This is a genomic window from Curtobacterium pusillum (assembly GCF_013359865.1).
GTDB lineage: Bacteria > Actinomycetota > Actinomycetes > Actinomycetales > Microbacteriaceae > Curtobacterium > Curtobacterium pusillum.
Genome location: NZ_JABMCE010000062.1, coordinates 80,609 through 95,887, shown reverse-complemented (window position 1 = coordinate 95,887; position 15,279 = coordinate 80,609). Strand labels below are relative to the sequence as shown.

15 protein-coding genes and 2 tRNA genes are annotated in these 15,279 nt (G+C 71.6%); 8 read left to right on the top strand and 9 right to left on the bottom strand.

The annotated features are described in order from the left end of the window. Positions 1-502 (top strand): nucleoside/nucleotide kinase family protein (locus HP507_RS05880; protein ID WP_338085232.1); only part of this gene is annotated, 502 nt, incomplete at its 5' end. Here HP507_RS05880 and HP507_RS05875 read toward each other — a convergent pair. Continuing rightward, positions 450-1,859, bottom strand: a complete 1,410-nt coding sequence (locus tag HP507_RS05875) for an MFS transporter (protein ID WP_254700959.1) — start codon at positions 1,857-1,859, stop codon at positions 450-452. The genes HP507_RS05880 and HP507_RS05875 overlap by 53 nt on opposite strands. Before the next feature lie 102 nt (positions 1,860-1,961). On the opposite strand from HP507_RS05875, the gene HP507_RS05870 reads away from it, so the two are divergent. Both HP507_RS05870 and HP507_RS05865 read left to right on the top strand, forming a co-directional pair. Then, positions 1,962-3,380: an LLM class flavin-dependent oxidoreductase gene (locus HP507_RS05870; RefSeq protein ID WP_175350903.1), complete on the top strand. Its 1,419-nt coding sequence runs from the start codon at positions 1,962-1,964 to the stop codon at positions 3,378-3,380. Further along, positions 3,377-4,660: an acyl-CoA dehydrogenase family protein gene (locus HP507_RS05865; RefSeq protein WP_175350902.1), complete on the top strand. Its 1,284-nt coding sequence runs from the start codon at positions 3,377-3,379 to the stop codon at positions 4,658-4,660. Before HP507_RS05870 ends, HP507_RS05865 begins: the two co-directional genes overlap by 4 nt. A gap of 68 nt (positions 4,661-4,728) precedes the next feature. Here HP507_RS05865 and HP507_RS05860 read toward each other — a convergent pair whose 3' ends face one another. The 5 genes from HP507_RS05860 to HP507_RS05840 form a co-directional block, all read right to left on the bottom strand. After that, the gene (locus HP507_RS05860) at positions 4,729-5,073 is read right to left on the bottom strand and encodes a metallopeptidase family protein (protein WP_175350910.1); all 345 of its coding nucleotides are present in this window, start codon (positions 5,071-5,073) and stop codon (positions 4,729-4,731) included. An 81-nt stretch (positions 5,074-5,154) separates the two neighbouring features. Continuing rightward, a tRNA-His gene (locus HP507_RS05855) sits at positions 5,155-5,230 on the bottom strand. Positions 5,231-5,299: 69 nt separating this feature from the next. Beyond that, positions 5,300-5,923, bottom strand: a complete 624-nt coding sequence (gene orn / locus HP507_RS05850) for an oligoribonuclease (protein WP_175350901.1) — start codon at positions 5,921-5,923, stop codon at positions 5,300-5,302. Positions 5,924-6,760: 837 nt separating this feature from the next. Continuing rightward, positions 6,761-8,002, bottom strand: a complete 1,242-nt coding sequence (locus HP507_RS05845) for an MFS transporter (protein WP_175350900.1) — start codon at positions 8,000-8,002, stop codon at positions 6,761-6,763. Further along, positions 7,999-8,472 (bottom strand): MarR family winged helix-turn-helix transcriptional regulator, encoded by a 474-nt coding sequence (locus HP507_RS05840; protein ID WP_175350899.1) that lies wholly within the window; start codon positions 8,470-8,472, stop codon positions 7,999-8,001. The genes HP507_RS05845 and HP507_RS05840 overlap by 4 nt, the downstream gene beginning before the upstream one ends. 61 nt (positions 8,473-8,533) lie before the next feature. Here HP507_RS05840 and HP507_RS05835 point away from each other — a divergent pair, with 61 nt between their 5' ends. Further along, entirely contained in the window at positions 8,534-8,824 is a 291-nt protein-coding gene (locus tag HP507_RS05835) for an oligoribonuclease (RefSeq protein ID WP_175350898.1), read from the top strand. Positions 8,825-8,908: 84 nt separating this feature from the next. Beyond that, entirely contained in the window at positions 8,909-9,169 is a 261-nt protein-coding gene (locus HP507_RS05830) for a thioredoxin family protein (RefSeq protein ID WP_175350897.1), read from the top strand. Here HP507_RS05830 and HP507_RS05825 read toward each other — a convergent pair. The 3 genes from HP507_RS05825 to HP507_RS05815 are packed head-to-tail and all read right to left on the bottom strand — an operon-like array spanning position 9,113 to position 12,173. Then, positions 9,113-10,555 (bottom strand): DUF6716 putative glycosyltransferase, encoded by a 1,443-nt coding sequence (locus tag HP507_RS05825; RefSeq protein WP_175350896.1) that lies wholly within the window; start codon positions 10,553-10,555, stop codon positions 9,113-9,115. The genes HP507_RS05830 and HP507_RS05825 overlap by 57 nt on opposite strands. Next, on the bottom strand, positions 10,552-11,424 hold the full coding sequence (locus HP507_RS05820; protein WP_175350895.1) for an N-acetylneuraminate synthase family protein: 873 nt from the start codon (positions 11,422-11,424) through the stop codon (positions 10,552-10,554). Before HP507_RS05820 ends, HP507_RS05825 begins: the two co-directional genes overlap by 4 nt. Then, the gene (locus tag HP507_RS05815) at positions 11,421-12,173 is read right to left on the bottom strand and encodes an acylneuraminate cytidylyltransferase family protein (RefSeq protein WP_175350894.1); all 753 of its coding nucleotides are present in this window, start codon (positions 12,171-12,173) and stop codon (positions 11,421-11,423) included. Before HP507_RS05815 ends, HP507_RS05820 begins: the two co-directional genes overlap by 4 nt. A 159-nt stretch (positions 12,174-12,332) precedes the next feature. On the opposite strand from HP507_RS05815, the gene HP507_RS18150 reads away from it, so the two are divergent. The 3 genes from HP507_RS18150 (at position 12,333) to HP507_RS05800 (ending at position 15,266) form a co-directional block, all read left to right on the top strand. Next, positions 12,333-14,609 (top strand): ArnT family glycosyltransferase, encoded by a 2,277-nt coding sequence (locus HP507_RS18150; protein WP_175350893.1) that lies wholly within the window; start codon positions 12,333-12,335, stop codon positions 14,607-14,609. Positions 14,610-14,618: 9 nt separating this feature from the next. After that, a complete protein-coding gene (locus HP507_RS05805) occupies positions 14,619-15,179 on the top strand; it encodes a P-loop NTPase family protein (protein WP_175350892.1) in 561 nt (186 codons plus the stop codon). Between the two features lie 14 nt (positions 15,180-15,193). Continuing rightward, positions 15,194-15,266 (top strand) — tRNA-Arg (locus HP507_RS05800). Positions 15,267-15,279 lie beyond the last annotated feature (13 nt).

The window sequence follows — 15,279 nt, the reverse complement described above, 5'->3', positions numbered from 1 at the left end:
GGCGCAGGCCGCGGATGCGGGCCTGGCCCCGTCGGCCCGGCGGCTCGTCGTGCTGATCGACGGCAGGTCCGGCACGGGCAAGACCACCCTCGGGAACGCCCTGGCCGCGCGGCTCGGAGCCCAGATCGTGCACCTCGACGACGTCTACCCGGGGTGGGACGGACTGCGAGCGGCGGCGGAAGCCGTGGTGACCGACGTCCTCGGCACGCCGTCCGGGTACCGACGCTGGGACTGGACCACCTCGGAACCGGACGGGTGGACGGCGGTCGACCCGCGCCTCCCGATCGTCGTCGAGGGGTGCGGTGCGCTGTCCCGGGCCTCGGCTCCGCTCGCGTCGTTCCGCGTGTGGCTGGAGGCCGACGACGCGACCCGGTGGGAGCGGTCGATCCGCCGCGACGGCGAGGTGTTCGCGCGCGAGTGGGAGCGGTGGGCGGCGCAGGAGGCGACGTTCATCGCGACCGAGCAGCCGGTGTCGCTGGCGGACGTGGTGGTGCGGACGTAGCGGAGCCGGACCTTGCTGCCCGCGCCGCACGCCGTGCCGCCGCGCGCGGGTCCACCGCGAACACCGCCGCCACGATGCTCAGCACCGCGTACACGCCGAGGTACGCGCACAGGATCCACGGCGAGCCCCCGCCGACCTCGACGAAAACGGCAGCCAGCAGCGGGGTGAGCCCGACGGAGAAGATCGACCCGATCTGGTACCCGAGCGACATCCCCGAGTAGCGTCGCCCGGTCGGGAACTGCTCCGCGAACCACGCCGCCTGCGGACCGTAGATGCTGTCGTGGAAGACGCACATGCCGATGAGTGCGACGAGCGGCAGGAGCACGAGGGGCCCGGCGTCGAGGAACGCGAAGAACGGCCAGATCAGCACCGCGATCCCGGCCGCCGACCAGATCGTGAGCACCCGACGTCCGATCCGGTCCGACAGCCACCCCCAGAACGGCGTCGACACGAGCGACACCGCCGAGATGATCAGCACCGCCTGCAGCCCTGCCGCTGCACCCGATGCGCCCCGCACCGTGCCGAGGTAGGTCAGCGAGTACGTCGTCAGGATCGAGTACAGCGCCGGCTGCACGAGCCGCAAGCCCGCAGTGACGAGGATCGCCCGCGGGTGCCGACGGATCGCCTGCCAGACCGGGAACCGCTCGATCCCACCGGAGTCGCGCAGCTCCCGGAAGACCGGCGCGTCGTGCACCCCCAGCCGGATGACGAGGCCGACGGCGACGATCACGGCTGAGAACAGGAACGGCAGCCGCCAGCCCCACGCGAGGAACACCTCGTTGCCGAGCAGTGTCCGCACGAGCGTGAACACCCCGGTGGCGAGGAGCATCCCGCCCGCGGAGCCCATCTGCGTGAACGCACCGAACAGTCCGCGGTGCCGTTCGGGCGCATGCTCGACCGACAGCAGCGCCGAGCCGCCCCACTCCGCGCCCGCGGCGACACCCTGCAGCAGCCGCAGGAACACGAGCGCGACGACGGCACCGACGCCGATCGTCGCCGCGGACGGGACCACGCCGATGAGCGTCGACGCGACCCCCATGAGCACCAGCGACGCGACGAGCAGCTTCTTCCGCCCGATCCGGTCGCCCAGATGCCCCGCGATGACCCCGCCGAGCGGACGGGCGACGAACCCGACGCCGTACGTCGCGAAGGACGCGATGACCCCGACAGCCGGTGTCACGGACGGGAAGAACGTCGGTGCGAACACCAGCGCGGAGGCGGTCGCGTACAGGTAGAAGTCGTAGTACTCCACGGTCGTCCCGACGAACGACGCCAGGGCGACGCGACGGCGGGTCGCGTTCGTGGACGGTGCGGTGGGACGGACGGGAGGCGCGGCAGCGGTGATCGGCGTCGGCATGCCTCAGGAGCATGGTCGCCTCCAAGGCATCGCGGAACACCCCGCGTAACGCGAGGTCACGACACTGCCGCCCGCGACCGGACGACGGGGAACATGGAGCGCATGAGCGATGCACCGAACCGTCCGCTGCGCTTCGCGGCCTTCGTCATGAACACGACGTCGCACATCCAGCACGGCCTGTGGCGCCATCCGGACGCCCGCCAGACGGACTTCGACGACGTGACGCTGTGGACCGACCTCGCGAAGACCCTCGAGCGCGGGAAGTTCGACGCGATGTTCTTCGCCGACGTCGTCGGCACCTACGGTCCGGCCCGCGGGGACTACTCGACGAACCTCCGCGAGGGGCTGCAGATCCCCTCGAACGACCCGTCGGTGCTGCTCTCCGCACTCGCCGTGTCCACCGAGCACCTCGGCCTCGCGTTCACGTCGAGCGTCATCCAGTCGCACCCGTTCGACTTCGCCCGCAAGGTCTCCACGCTCGACCACATCACCCGGGGCCGCATCGGCTGGAACGTCGTCACGAGCGCCCTCGACAGCGCCGCCCGGAACTTCGGACAGGACCGACTCGAGGAGCACGACGAGCGCTACGTCTGGGCGGAGGAGTACCTGGAGGTCTGCGCGAAGCTCTGGGAGGGCTCCTGGGAGGACGGTGCCGTCCTGAAGGACCCGGTGCTCGGCTACGCGGACCCGTCGAAGGTGCACCGCATCGACCACCACGGCGAACGGTACGACGTGCAGGGTCCGCACCTGTCGGCTCCGTCGCCGCAGCGGACGCCCGTGCTGTTCCAGGCCGGGTCGTCTCCCGCCGGCCGGGCCTTCGCCGCGCGGAACGCCGAGGCCCAGTTCATCCTCACCTCGAACCGCGACGCCACCGAGCAGCTCATCCGCGAGACCCGCGACCTCGCTGCCGCGGCCGGCCGTCGTCGGGAGGACATCGCGTTCTTCCTCGGGCTCACGTTCGTCACCGGCTCCACCGAGGCCGAGGCGAAGGCGAAGGAAGCCGAGATCGACGAGTACCTCGCCGCCGACGGCTTCCTCGTGCACTCCAACCTCGGCTTCGACCCGGACACCGGCGAACCGCTCGACCCCGACACGCCGCTCTCCGAGGTCCGCACGCACGCCGGGCAGTCACACCTGCAGTGGCTCCGCGAAGCCGCCGGCGACCGCGAACCGACCATCGCCGACCTCGCCCGCCTGTCCGCCAAACTCCGGGCCCGCGTCGTCGGGACGCCGGAGCAGATCGCCGACGAGCTCGCCGACTGGCAGCGTGCCGGCGTCGACGGGGTGAACGTCATCAACTGGACGCTGCCCGGTTCGTACGAGGAGTTCGTCGAGCACATCGCACCGACCCTGCAGGAACGGGGACTCATGCAGACCGAGTACCGACCGGGGACCCTGCGCGAGAAGCTGTTCGGCCACCCGCAGCTGCCGGACACGCACCCGGCCAGGCGCTGGCGCGGAGCGTTCGCGGGCGGAGCGGGCGCGACCGCGGCTCGCGACGCCGTGGAGGTGACCGCATGACCGACGCGACGACGACCACGGCGGCCGACCCCTCCCTCCCGGCTGCGCCGACCAGCCGTCTGGCGGACCTGCGCGCTCGGTTCGCGCCGCTGTTCGACCGCATCCGTGAGGGCGCCGTCGAACGGGAGCTTGCCTCCGGCACGCCGGGCGACCGGCCGCTGCCGCACGACGAGGTCCGCGCGCTCGCCGACGCCGGCTTCGGGCGGCTGCGCGTGCCGGCGGACCGCGGAGGGTTCGGGGCGACGCTCGTCGAACTCACGCACCTCGTCGCCGACCTCGCCGCAGCCGACTCGAACATCGCGCACCTCTGGCGCGGACACTTCGGGTACACCGAGCTCGTGCTGCTCCGGCCGTCGTCGCCGGGACGGGACGAGTGGTTGCAGCGGGTCGTCGACGGGGCGATCATCGGGAACGCGACGTCCGAGCGCACCGGGACGACGCTCGCGGACATCTCCACCACGGTGCGGCCGTCCTCCGACCCCGACGGTGACTGGCGACTCGACGGACGGAAGTTCTACTCGACGGGCACCCTCTACTCGGACTGGATCTACCTGGCAGCGGACCGCTCGGGGGAACGCGTCACCTTCGCCGTCCCGGCCGATGCACCCGGTGTCACCGGCGTCGACGACTGGGACGGGTTCGGGCAGCGCCTCACCGCCTCCGGCACGACCGTGTTCGACGATGTCGCAGTCGACCCGTCGGTGATCTCGGCGTACCGGGACGCGCCACTGTCGCACATCCAGGCGTTCTACCAGCTGTACCTGCTGGCGGTCCTCGCGGGGATCGGGCAGGCCGTCGCGGACGACGCCGTCGCGTTCGTGCGGCCGCGCACCCGGACGTACATCCACGCGAACGCAGCCACGCCCGGAGCCGATCCGCAGATCCTCGCGGTCATCGGGCGGCTCTCGGCGGGGGCCTTCACCGCCCGGTCGCTCGTCGTGGCGGCAGCGGGGATGCTCGACGAAGTCGTCGCGACGAACGTGCCGGGCTCCGGCGTCGACCACGGCCTGCTGGACGCCGCCGAGAACGCGGTCTACCAGGCGCAGATCGAGATCGGGCCGCGAGTGCTCCGGTCGGCGTCCGAGCTGTTCGAGGTCGGCGGGGCCTCGGCTGCCGATCGGACCCGCGCGTTGGACCGGCACTGGCGGAACGCGCGGGTCGTGGCGTCGCACAACCCTGCGGTGTACAAGGAGCGGCTCGTGGGGGAGTACGCGTTGCACGGGCGGGGGCCGGTGGACGCGTGGGAGCGGTACCACGAGGTGGGGCCGACGAAGTTCTGAGGCGCGGCGCGCGTGGGTTCCCGCAGCGCGGGCCGGTTTGCGCCGCGCGTTTGCGTGTCCGCCCGGGGCTACGCCCAGCCGAGCTCGTGCAGGCGCTCGTCGTCGAGGCCGTAGAAGTGGCCGATCTCGTGCACGAGCGTCGTGTGCACTTCGTCCCGGAGCTCCTCGACCGTGTCGCACTCGGCGAGGTGCTGCTTCCGGAACACGACGATCCGGTCCGGGAGCTCCCCGAAGCCGTACTGCCCGCGCTCGGTCGCAGCGATGCCGTCGTACACGCCGAAGAGCTCGGAGCCGTCCTCGGGCTCGTCCTCGACGACGAACACCACGTTGTCGAGACCGTCGACCATCTCATCGGGCAGCAGATCGAGTTCGTCGGTCACGAGTTGCTCGAAGTCGTCGGCGGACATCTCCATCACGGCCCCGATGCTCCCACACGGGCCCGGCGGACCGGAAACGAAGAAGGCCCCGATCCAACGATCGGGGCCTTCTCGATGTGGGGTGAATAACGGGTCTCGAACCCGCGACCTCCTAGACCACAACCAGGCGCTCTACCAACTGAGCTATATCCACCATGTCCGAACCGGGCGACCGGCGCGACCACTCAATAGTAGTACATGCGGCACGCGACTCCGAACACCCCTACGCGAGCCGCGGTGCCCACTTCTCGACGACTTCCGCCTGGACGGCACGGACGTCGTCGGTGGAGGGCCCCGGCTCGGCGACGAAGCCCGCGCGGCGGTAGTACTCGAGTTCGCGGATCGACTCGAGGATGTCCGCGAGGGCCCGGTGCCCGCCGTGCTTCTCCGGAGCGTTGAAGTACACGCGGGGGAACCAGCGACGGCAGAGCTCCTTGATGCTCGACACGTCGACGCTGCGGTAGTGCAGGTGGTTGTCGACACGGGGCATGTACTTCGCCAGGAACGAGCGGTCGGTGCCGATCGTGTTGCCGGCCAGGGGAGCGGTGCCCTCCGCCGGGACGTGCTGGAGGATGTACTCGAGCACCTGGTACTCGGCGTCCGCGAGGCTCACACCGTTCGGGATCTCGTCGATGAGGCCCGACGTGGTGTGCATGTCCGTCACGAACTCGTTCATGTTGTCGAGCGCGGACTGGTCCGGCTTGATCACGATGTCGAACCCGGGGTGCACGGGCACGAGGTCGAAGTCGGTGATGACCACGGCCACCTCGACGAGTTCGTCGACCTCGAGGTCGAGGCCCGTCATCTCGCAGTCGATCCAGACGAGGCGGTCGTTCGCAGTTGCCATGGTGTCGATCCTATTCCGCGGTTCGATCGCCTCCGGCGACGCCGGCGTCCGGCCCGCTGGCCTCCCCGCCGCACCGCCCCTCGCGAGCGGGCGAAACACGCGCGGTTCCTCGCGCCGCCGGGTCCGCTTTCGCCCGCTCGCCGTACCGGCGGGCGGCTGGAGCGCGACCGGGCGAAGTACGGGCGGTTCCTGTCGTCGGCGGGACCGCTTTCGCCCGCTCGCTCGCCGACGTGGTCCGCTCGCCGGAGCGCGAGCGGGCGGATCCTGCACGTGCGGAGGGCGCGAGACCGCGCTGTTCGCCCGCTCGCCGTGCAGGCCGGCTTCTGACGCAACTGCCTGGAGGCGCGGTGCCGGTCCCCGAGACCGGCACCGCGCCTCCAGGCGGTCACCCTTCCCGCGAGCGGGCGGAACCGGCGCTCGTCAGCTGCGTATCCCGCCCGCTCGGCGCGAGGCTGGGTTCCGTGGTGGAGCGCGGCACGCGAGCGGGCGGAATCTGCACTGGATGGGGCCTGACCGGTGTGTATTCCGCCCGTTCGCCGAGTTGGGCGGGCTCGCGAATCCGAGCGGGCGGAATCCGCGGTCGTCGTCACTGGACTGTCGCGTATTCGGCCCGTTCGGCGCAGGGCTGGGCTCCGGACGGGCCGGCGGACGCGAGCGGGCGGAATCAACCCTGGTCAGCGAGCGAGCCGGACCGGATTCGCCCGCTCGCCGCGGGGCTGCCGCGGGTCAGCGGCTGGGAACGACGCGAGCGGGCGAAATGCGCTGGGCCGGAAGGGGATCGGCCGCGCATTTCGCCCGCTCGCGAAGGGGGAGGGGGATGAGGGGAAGGGAGCCGCGCTAGGACATCTCGCCCGCGCTGATGGCCTCGGCCTCGATGCCCTCGGGCTCGGCGCCGTCGTCCACGCGGCGGAGCACCTTCGTGGTCAGGAGCACGACGACGAACGCGACGGCGACGGACAGCCCCGCGAAGACGTACGCGGCACTCGGGGCGTACGCGTCGGCGAGCAGGGTGGCGACCGGCGGGGCGATCGCGCCGCCGATGAAGCGAACGGCCGAGTAGGCGCTCGAGGCGACGGAGCGGGGGAGGTCCGTGGCTTCCATCACGCACTCGGTGAGCACGGTGTTGAGGACGCCGAGCACGAGGCCGCCGATGATGACGCAGATGATCAGGCCGACCTGCGAGTGCACGACGACGGCCGCGGCGAAGAGGTCGAGCGCGAGGAGCGGCAGCGCGATCTTCAGCACCGTCGTCCGGCGGAGGCGCGCGGTGAGCATCGGCGCGACCCACACCGAGGTGATCGCGAGGCCGACGCCCCAGCCGAAGAACGTGAAGCCGATGCCGAGCGCGCCGAAGCCGAGCGGGAACGGCGTGTACGCCAGCAGGACGAAGAAGCCGATGTTGTAGAACAGCGCCGTCACGGCGAGGGCGGCGAGCGCCGGACGGCCGAGGGCGCGGAACGGCGCGGAGAGCTTGGTGGGCGTGGGCTTCTCGAGGCCGGAGGTCTTGAGGAGCGTGACGATGGCGATGAACGCGATGGCCATCAGGGCGGTGACGCCGAAGAACGGGCCGCGCCAGCTCACCGAACCGAGCAGGCCGCCGACGAGCGGGCCGACGGCGATGCCGAGGCCGAGTGCCGCCTCGTACAGGATGATCGCGGAGGCCGTACCGCCGGACGCGGCGCCGACGATGGTCGCGAGCGCGGTGGAGATGAAGAGCGCGTTGCCGAGGCCCCATCCGGCGCGGAAGTCGATGATGCTCCACACGCTGTTCGACGTCGCCGCGAGCACCGAGAACACCACGATGAGCGCGAGGCCGATGAGCAGCGTGTTCTTCGCGCCGATGCGGCTCGAGACCCAGCTGGTGAAGAACATCGCGACGCCGGTCACGGCGAGGTAGCTCGTGAACAGCAGCTCCGTCTGCGCCGGGGTCGCCTTGAGCGATGCGGCGATCGCGGGGAGGATCGGGTCGACGAGGCCGATGCCCATGAAGGCGACGACGCAGGCGAAGGCGATCGCCCAGACCGCGGACGACTGCTTGAGGATGCTGCCGGACTGTCCGGCGGGAGCGTGGGCGTTCACGCGGTGATCTCCGTTCTGGTGGTGGCGGTCGCAGCGCCGGCGACGGCACCCGTTCCGGTTCGTGAGGCGATGAGGGCTGCGGCGTCGTGCAGGAGGTCCCAGTCGTCGTCGCTGAGGTCGGCGAACACCGGGCCGACGGTGCTGGTCATCGTGGCGCGCCACTCGACGAGCCGGGTGCGGCCGGCATCGGTGATCTCGATGAGCTGGCCGCGGGAGTCGTCGGGGTCGACGCTGCGCGAGATGAGACCGTCGGCGAGCATGCCGGCCACGAGGCGGGTCATGGTCGGCTGAGCGACGCGGGAGGCCGTGGCGAGTTCGCCGAGGCGGAGCGGCTGGTCGGTCTCGAGGATGCCGAGCGTGCGCCAGACGGCGGAGGACGTGGTGTTCCCCGTGGCCTGGGCGGCGGAGCGGATCAGACGGTTCACCGAGACGAGGAGGGTCTCGAGCGTCTGCTCCCTGGATGATTCCATAGCAAAACTATATAGCAGGGCTATGAATCGGTCAACAGGGATGGCCTGGTAGAAGGGAGGCATGAGCGACATCACCATCCACGAAGGCGACGAGTACACCGCGATCTTCCACGGCGGACCCTTCGACGGCACGACCGACACCCGCACCGCCACGAGCGACGCGCTGGACGAGGAGGTCACGGTGTTCGCCGACGTCGAGGGACTCCAGACCGCGTTCACCTACAAGAAGACCAAGGCCCGCCAGGTGCTCGACCAGACCTCGGTCGAGTTCGAGTACGTGCCGGCCGAGTCCGACCCCGTCGACGACCTGCAGGACCGCGGCGACCGCAGCGGCGAGTTCGACCGCGAGTAGCGCAGGCACGGCGAGCAGCGCACGCACCGCGAGCAGCGCACGCACCCGGGAGTAGATCCCGACGCAGCCGCGTTGCACGACCACATGCAGCTCGACCTCTGGACGTCCGCGTTCTGTGCCCCCTGCGCCGCCGCGCGCCGGGTGTCGGCCGAGGCGTCGGAGCTCGTCCCGGGACTGCGTGTGATCGAGCGCGACGTGGCCGACCACCCGGACCAGGCGGAGGACCTCGGCATCCGCTCGACCCCCACGATCATCGTGCGCCGGGGCGACGGTGCCGAGGTGTTCCGCTCACCGGGCGTGCCGACCCGTGACCAGCTGCTGCTCGCGATCGCCAAGGCCCTCTGACGAACGCACACGGGGCATCCGGGACCGCTGGCTCGTCGGAGCTCCCACCACCGGAGGCGCCGCCGGTCGCACGAGCCGGCGTACCTGTCGGCCGAGGCGCTTCAGTGCCCGGATCGGCGTCCCGACCGCGAGCGCCAGGGTCCCGAGCGCACTGCGGTCGTCCGGGCCGAGGGCGTTCTTCCGCTCCCAGGCCCGCCGCAGCACCCCGCCCCGACTCCGACGTGCGGGCGACCGGTCGACGAGGACCCCGGCGTCGCGCATCGTCATGAGCCGTTCGGTGCGCTCGGCCCAGTCGTTCTCGGACTCCGGGTGGAAGTGGTTGTCGTGCATCCACTCCGGCCGTACCGTGCCGAAGCGCCCGTCCACGAGGTCGATCGCGTCGCCCTCCAGGCCGCTGTCGACGAACACCTCGTTGATGAGGTGCCGCCCGATGCCGAAGTCGGTGAGGGTGAGCGCTGGGACCCCGCGGGCCACGGCCTCGAGGACGGCCGTCGAACTGATCGTCACGAGTGCCACGGCGCGGTCGAGGTGGTCCGACATGGAGCCGCTCTCCACCACGAGGTTCGCCGGGGCGTCCGCCGGCACGAGGTCCGGGTACGGATCCTGCTCGCGGTGCGTCTGGTGCTCGCCGGCCGACGCCCGCACCTTGATCACCACGCGCCACTCGGGGTGCCGGCGGGCCGTCTCGACGAGCCATCCGACGACCTGCTCGCGATCGGCCCGCTCGGCCGGCACGCTCGGCTGCGCGGCGAACACGACGGCGTCACGGGTGGGTGGAACCACACCGGTGCGAGTGCCCTTCGAGCCGGCACGCGCGAACGGCAGCGTGGCGAGCGCGAAGTGCGGTGCGACTCCGCCGTCGGTGGCGAGTTCCTCGTACGCGCGGACCTCTCGGTGGCTGTGCAGGACGAACAGGTCGGCGCGCGCGCGGAAGAACACGCCCTTCCACTTCGCCGGGAACGAGATGCCCGGCAGTCCCGTCACGAGGACCGGTCGCCGCGGGACGCGGCGGTGCACCTCGCCGATGACGAGTTCCGCGACGGGTCCGATCAGTGACACGAGGACGGCGTCGGGCGGGTCCTGTCGGAGCCGATCGACGATGGCGTCGACCTCGAGCGGCTCCGGGGGTGCGGTGGCGAGGTGAGCGAGGCGGTCGTCGAGGCCCCGGAACGCGGACCGCAGCTGCGCGCGGCTGGCCGAGCGCGGGGTCGCGACGGTGAGAAGTTCGAGGTTCCAGTGGGCGGGGGCGGTGGCGAGGAGGTGGGCGCCCCACTTGGCGAAGGAGTCGGTGTCGACCAGGCCGACCACGCGTCGGGCGCGTGGTGGCGTGACGGACTGGAGGCGCGCCTCCAGTCCGTCCATCGGCTCGCCCGCGCCGCCGCTCACGCTCCGACGCGGCGCAGCTTCGCCAGCGGTGCCCGCTCGCCGGGGAAGATCCGCTTCACACCGTCGCCCAGCGCCGTCTCGATGATCCGGATGTCCCGGGCGAGCGTCTGCAGACCGTGCGGCTCGAGTGATGCCGCGTGGTCGGAGCCCCACATGGTCCGGTCGAGCGTGATGTGTCGCTCCACCGCCGTGGCCCCGAGCGCGACCGCCGCGATGGAGATCTGCAGCCCGGGCTCGTGCCCCGAGTAGCCGACCGGCACCCCGGAGTAGCGGTTCGCGAGGGTGTCGATCATCCGCAGGTTCGCCTCCTCGGCAGGGAGCGGGTAGGTCGACGTGGCGTGCATGAGCACGAGACGCTCGGTGCCGAGGGCCTCGACCGCGCGGTCGATCTGCTCGAGCGTGGACATCCCGGTGGACAGGATCACGGGCTTGCCGGTGGCGGCGACCGCGGCGAGCAAGCCCAGGTCCGTCACCGAGGCCGAGGCGACCTTGTACGCGACGACGTTGAGGTCCTCGAGGAACGCCACCGACGGCTCGTCCCACGGCGACGCGAACCAGTCGAGCCCGCGAAGGGTGGCGTGGTCGCCGATCTCGATGTACTGCTCGCGGTCGAACTCGACCCGGTAGCGGTACTCGAGGTACGTCATGTCTCCCCACGGCGTCGATCGCGGCGTGTTCTTCATGTGCTCGGGCGTGGAGACGGCCGGGGTGCGCTTCTGGAACTTCACGGCCTGCAGCCCGGCGTCCGCAGCCACGTCGATGAGGCGCTTCGCGATGTCGACGTCGCCGTTGTGGTTCAGGCCGATCTCGCCGATGAGGTACGCGGGGTGGCCCGCCCCGATGGTCGAGGTGCCGATGGTGACGGTCATGGTGCTCCGTTCAGTGCGGGGACGTGCGGCGCGGCGGCCGGACGCTGGTCGGGGGTCGGCTGCTCGAGCCGGGGTGCGAGTGCGGAGGCGAGGGCGAGGTCCGATGCGTCGTCGATGTCGATCGCACCGCGGGCATCGACGAGCGCCAGTTCGACCCGCCCGTGGAAGCGGTGCCGGTACTGCCGGAACGCGTCGGTGCGGAAGACGTAGAAGGCTCCGGTCTCGCGGTACTCCGGCTCGCGGTCCTGCCGGCGGGGGCGGACCGCGGCATCGTGGTTCACCGCGCGGGCGGCACCGTCGTCGCCGATGCGCCAGAGGAACGCGTGCGACGGTGCGGCCGCGAACACCGTGTCGGCGTGGCCGTCCCGCACGCGGGCGACGGCGGCGTCGAGGTCGGCGGGGTCGATGAACGGGGACGTGGCCTGGAGGAAGACGACGACCTCGGGCTCCTCGCCCGCGGCGGTCAACTCGTCGAGGACGTGCAGCAGGGCCGACTCCGACGAGGCCTCGTCCCCGGCGAGGTCCGCGGGGCGTCGGACGGCCCGAGCGCCCGCGTCGCGAGCCTCGGCGGCGATCGCGTCCCCGTCCGTGCTGACCACGACGGCGTCGATCGTCACCGCGGCGAGGGCGGACTCGACGGCGCGGCGGACCAGGGACCGGCCCGCGACCGCGCGGAGGTTCTTGCCCGGGATGCCCTTCGAACCCGCACGGGCCGGGACGACCGCGACGACGGAACGGGTGGAGCGCATGCCCCGGACGCTACGAAGCGCCGGTGTCCCGGAAGCGAACACGAGGCAGACGCGCGCCGAACCGTTCCGGAACCCGCCCTGCGGGGGCGAGCCGCGCCTCCCGGCACTTGCACAGCGGCACCCTCGGATGCCGAAAGCCGCCTCGATGACGCTGGGACCATGAGCGCCACCTCCCGCACACCCCTCGTCCAGCGAGCACGGTGGGAACGCCCGGCGTTCCTCGGGCTGCTGCTCGCCACCGGGGTGCTGTACATCGTGGACCTCGGGGTGAACGGGTACGCGAACGCGTTCTACTCCGCCGCGGTGCAGGCCGGCAGCCAGAGCTGGGAGGCCTTCTTCTACGGGTCGTCCGACGCCGGCAACTCGATCACGGTCGACAAGCCGCCGGCGTTCCTCTGGATCATGGGGCTGTCGGTCCGGCTGTTCGGGCTGAACTCGTGGGCGATCCTCGTGCCCGAAGCGCTCATGGGTGTGCTGTCCGTCGCGCTCCTGTACGCGATCGTGCGCCGGCGCTTCTCGGCCGGGGCCGCGCTCGTCGCGGGCGCCGCCCTGGCGACGACACCGGTGGCGACCCTCATGTTCCGGTTCAACAACCCGGACGCGCTCCTCACGCTCCTCATGGTGCTGTCGCTCTGGCTCGTCCTGCGCGGGGTCGAGTCCGGCCGGCTGCGGTACGTCGTCTGGGCCGGCGTCGCGGTCGGGTTCGCGTTCCTCACGAAGCAGCTGCAGGGGTTCCTCATCCTGCCCGTGCTCGTCGGTGTGTACCTGTACTGCTCCTCGCTGCCGTTCGTGAAACGCGTCGTGCACCTGCTGTGGGCGGCGCTCGCCGTGGTCGTCGCCGGCGGCTGGTGGGTCGCGATCGTGGAGCTCGTCCCCGCGTCGTCACGCCCGTACGTCGGAGGGTCGCAGACGAACTCCTTCCTCGAGCTCACCTTCGGGTACAACGGCCTCGGTCGGGTCACCGGCGACGAGACCGGCAGCGTCACCGGGGGAGCAGGCGCCGGCGGTGTCGCGGGGAACGGCTCCTGGGGTGCGACCGGACTCCTCCGGCTGTTCGGGTCGGAGTTCGCCGGGCAGATCACCTGGCTGCTCCCGACCGCCCTCGTGCTGCTCGTGGCGTCCCTCGTCGCGATCGGGTTCCGGCAGCGCACGTCGGTTCGGCTCGCGACCGTGCTCGCGTTCGGTGGGGCGCTGCTGCTCACCGGACTGGTCTTCAGCTTCATGGGCGGGATCTTCCACCCGTACTACACGGTCGCGCTGGCGCCGTACATCGCCGGACTGGTGGGGATCGGCGCCGGGGTGCTCTGGGAGCGGCGGGGGTCCTGGTGGTGGCGGGGGACCGCGGCGCTCGCGGTCGTCGTGACCGTCGTGTGGCAGTGGCACCTGCTGACGGCGGCGACGGGGTGGCAGCCGTGGATCCGGTGGGTGGTGCTCGTGGTCGGGGTGGTGACGGCCGTGGCGGTGATCCTGCCGGTGCCGGGGCGGGCGCCGGTACCGGGACGACCGGTCGTGGCGGGAGCGTCTGTCGCGAGGGGGTGGGAGGACGTGCCGGCCGCCTCGGTCGTGGCGGATGCGGCTTCGCGGTCGGCGTCGTCTTCGGAGTGGGGTTCGTCCTCCGGGTGGGCTTCGTCGTCGCTGGGGGCTTCGTCCTCGCGGTGGGCTTCGTGGTCGCGGTGGGTGGGGCCGCTCGGCGGGGTCGTGGTGGTCGGTGCCGTCGTCACGGCGCTGCTCGGACCGACCGCGTACTCGATCGAGACGGCGGTGACGTCGCACACCGGGTCGCTGCCGTCGGCGGGACCGACGGTTGCGGGCGCCGGTTTCGGTGGCGGTCGTGCCGGCTTCGGCGGTGGGCCTGGAGGCGCGGGTGGCGCAGCCGGGACCGGTGGACCGGGTGGTGCGGGCGCGCCCGGTGCTCCGGGTGGGTTCGGTGGGACGGGTGGCGCCGGTGGCACGGGTGGCACGGGTGGCGCCGGTGGGACGGGTGGCGCCGGTGGCACGGGTGGCGCCGGTGGGACGGGTGGCGGCTTCGGCGGGTCGTCCGAGGGCGGCCCGGGCGGTGTCGGCGGTGGGGCCGGGAGCCTGCTCGGCGGCTCGACCGAGGTGTCCTCGGCCCTGAAGGAAGCGCTGCTCGAGGACGCTTCCGACTACACCTGGGTGGCCGCAGCGATCGGGTCCAACAGTGCGGCGACCTACCAACTCGCCACCGGCGAGTCGGTGATGCCCGTCGGCGGCTTCAACGGCTCGGATCCGTCGCCGACGCTCGCCGAGTTCAAGCGGGACGTGGCTGACGGCGAGATCCACTACTTCATCGCCGGCAGCGTCGGGCAGTCGAACGGCGGCAGCGATGCAGCCTCGCAGATCTCGGAGTGGGTCGAGTCCAACTTCACCGAGACGACGATCGGCGGTGTCACGGTGTACGACCTCACCTCGGGCTAGGGTCGAGGGATGCTCGGAGCCGACGACCCCCTCGATCCGGTTCCGCGCCGCATCCTCGTCGCCGGGACGACCGGGGTCGGGAAGACCACCACCGCCGCCCGCATCGGTCTCGTACTGGGCATCCCGCACACCGAGATCGACTCGCTCTTCCACGGCCCGGACTGGGAGCCGCGCGAGACGTTCGTCGCCGACGTGGAGGCCTACACGAGCGAACCCGCCTGGGTGACGGAGTGGCAGTACACCCCTGTCCGCCCGCTGCTGGCGGAGCGGGCGGACACCCTCGTGTGGCTCGACCTGCCCACACCGGTCGCGCTGTGGCGGCTGCTCCGCCGGACACTCCGGAGACGGTTCGGACGGATCGAGCTCTGGAACGGGAACCTCGAGCCTTCGCTCTGGACGTTCTTCACGGACCGAGGCCACATCTTGCGCTGGGGGATCCGGACCCGGAACGTCACGCGACAACGGGTGCCCGAACTCGTCGCGACGGCGCCGCACCTCCGCATCGTGCACCTGCAATCCCAGCGGGAGATCGATCGGTTCGTGCAGCACCTCGGCGGGTGCCGCGGATAGAATCGAGGCCGTCCGCCTCCGTAGCTCAGTGGATAGAGCAGGTGGTTTCTACCCACCGTGCCGCGGGTTCGATTCCTGCCGGGGGCACGCACGACGAAGG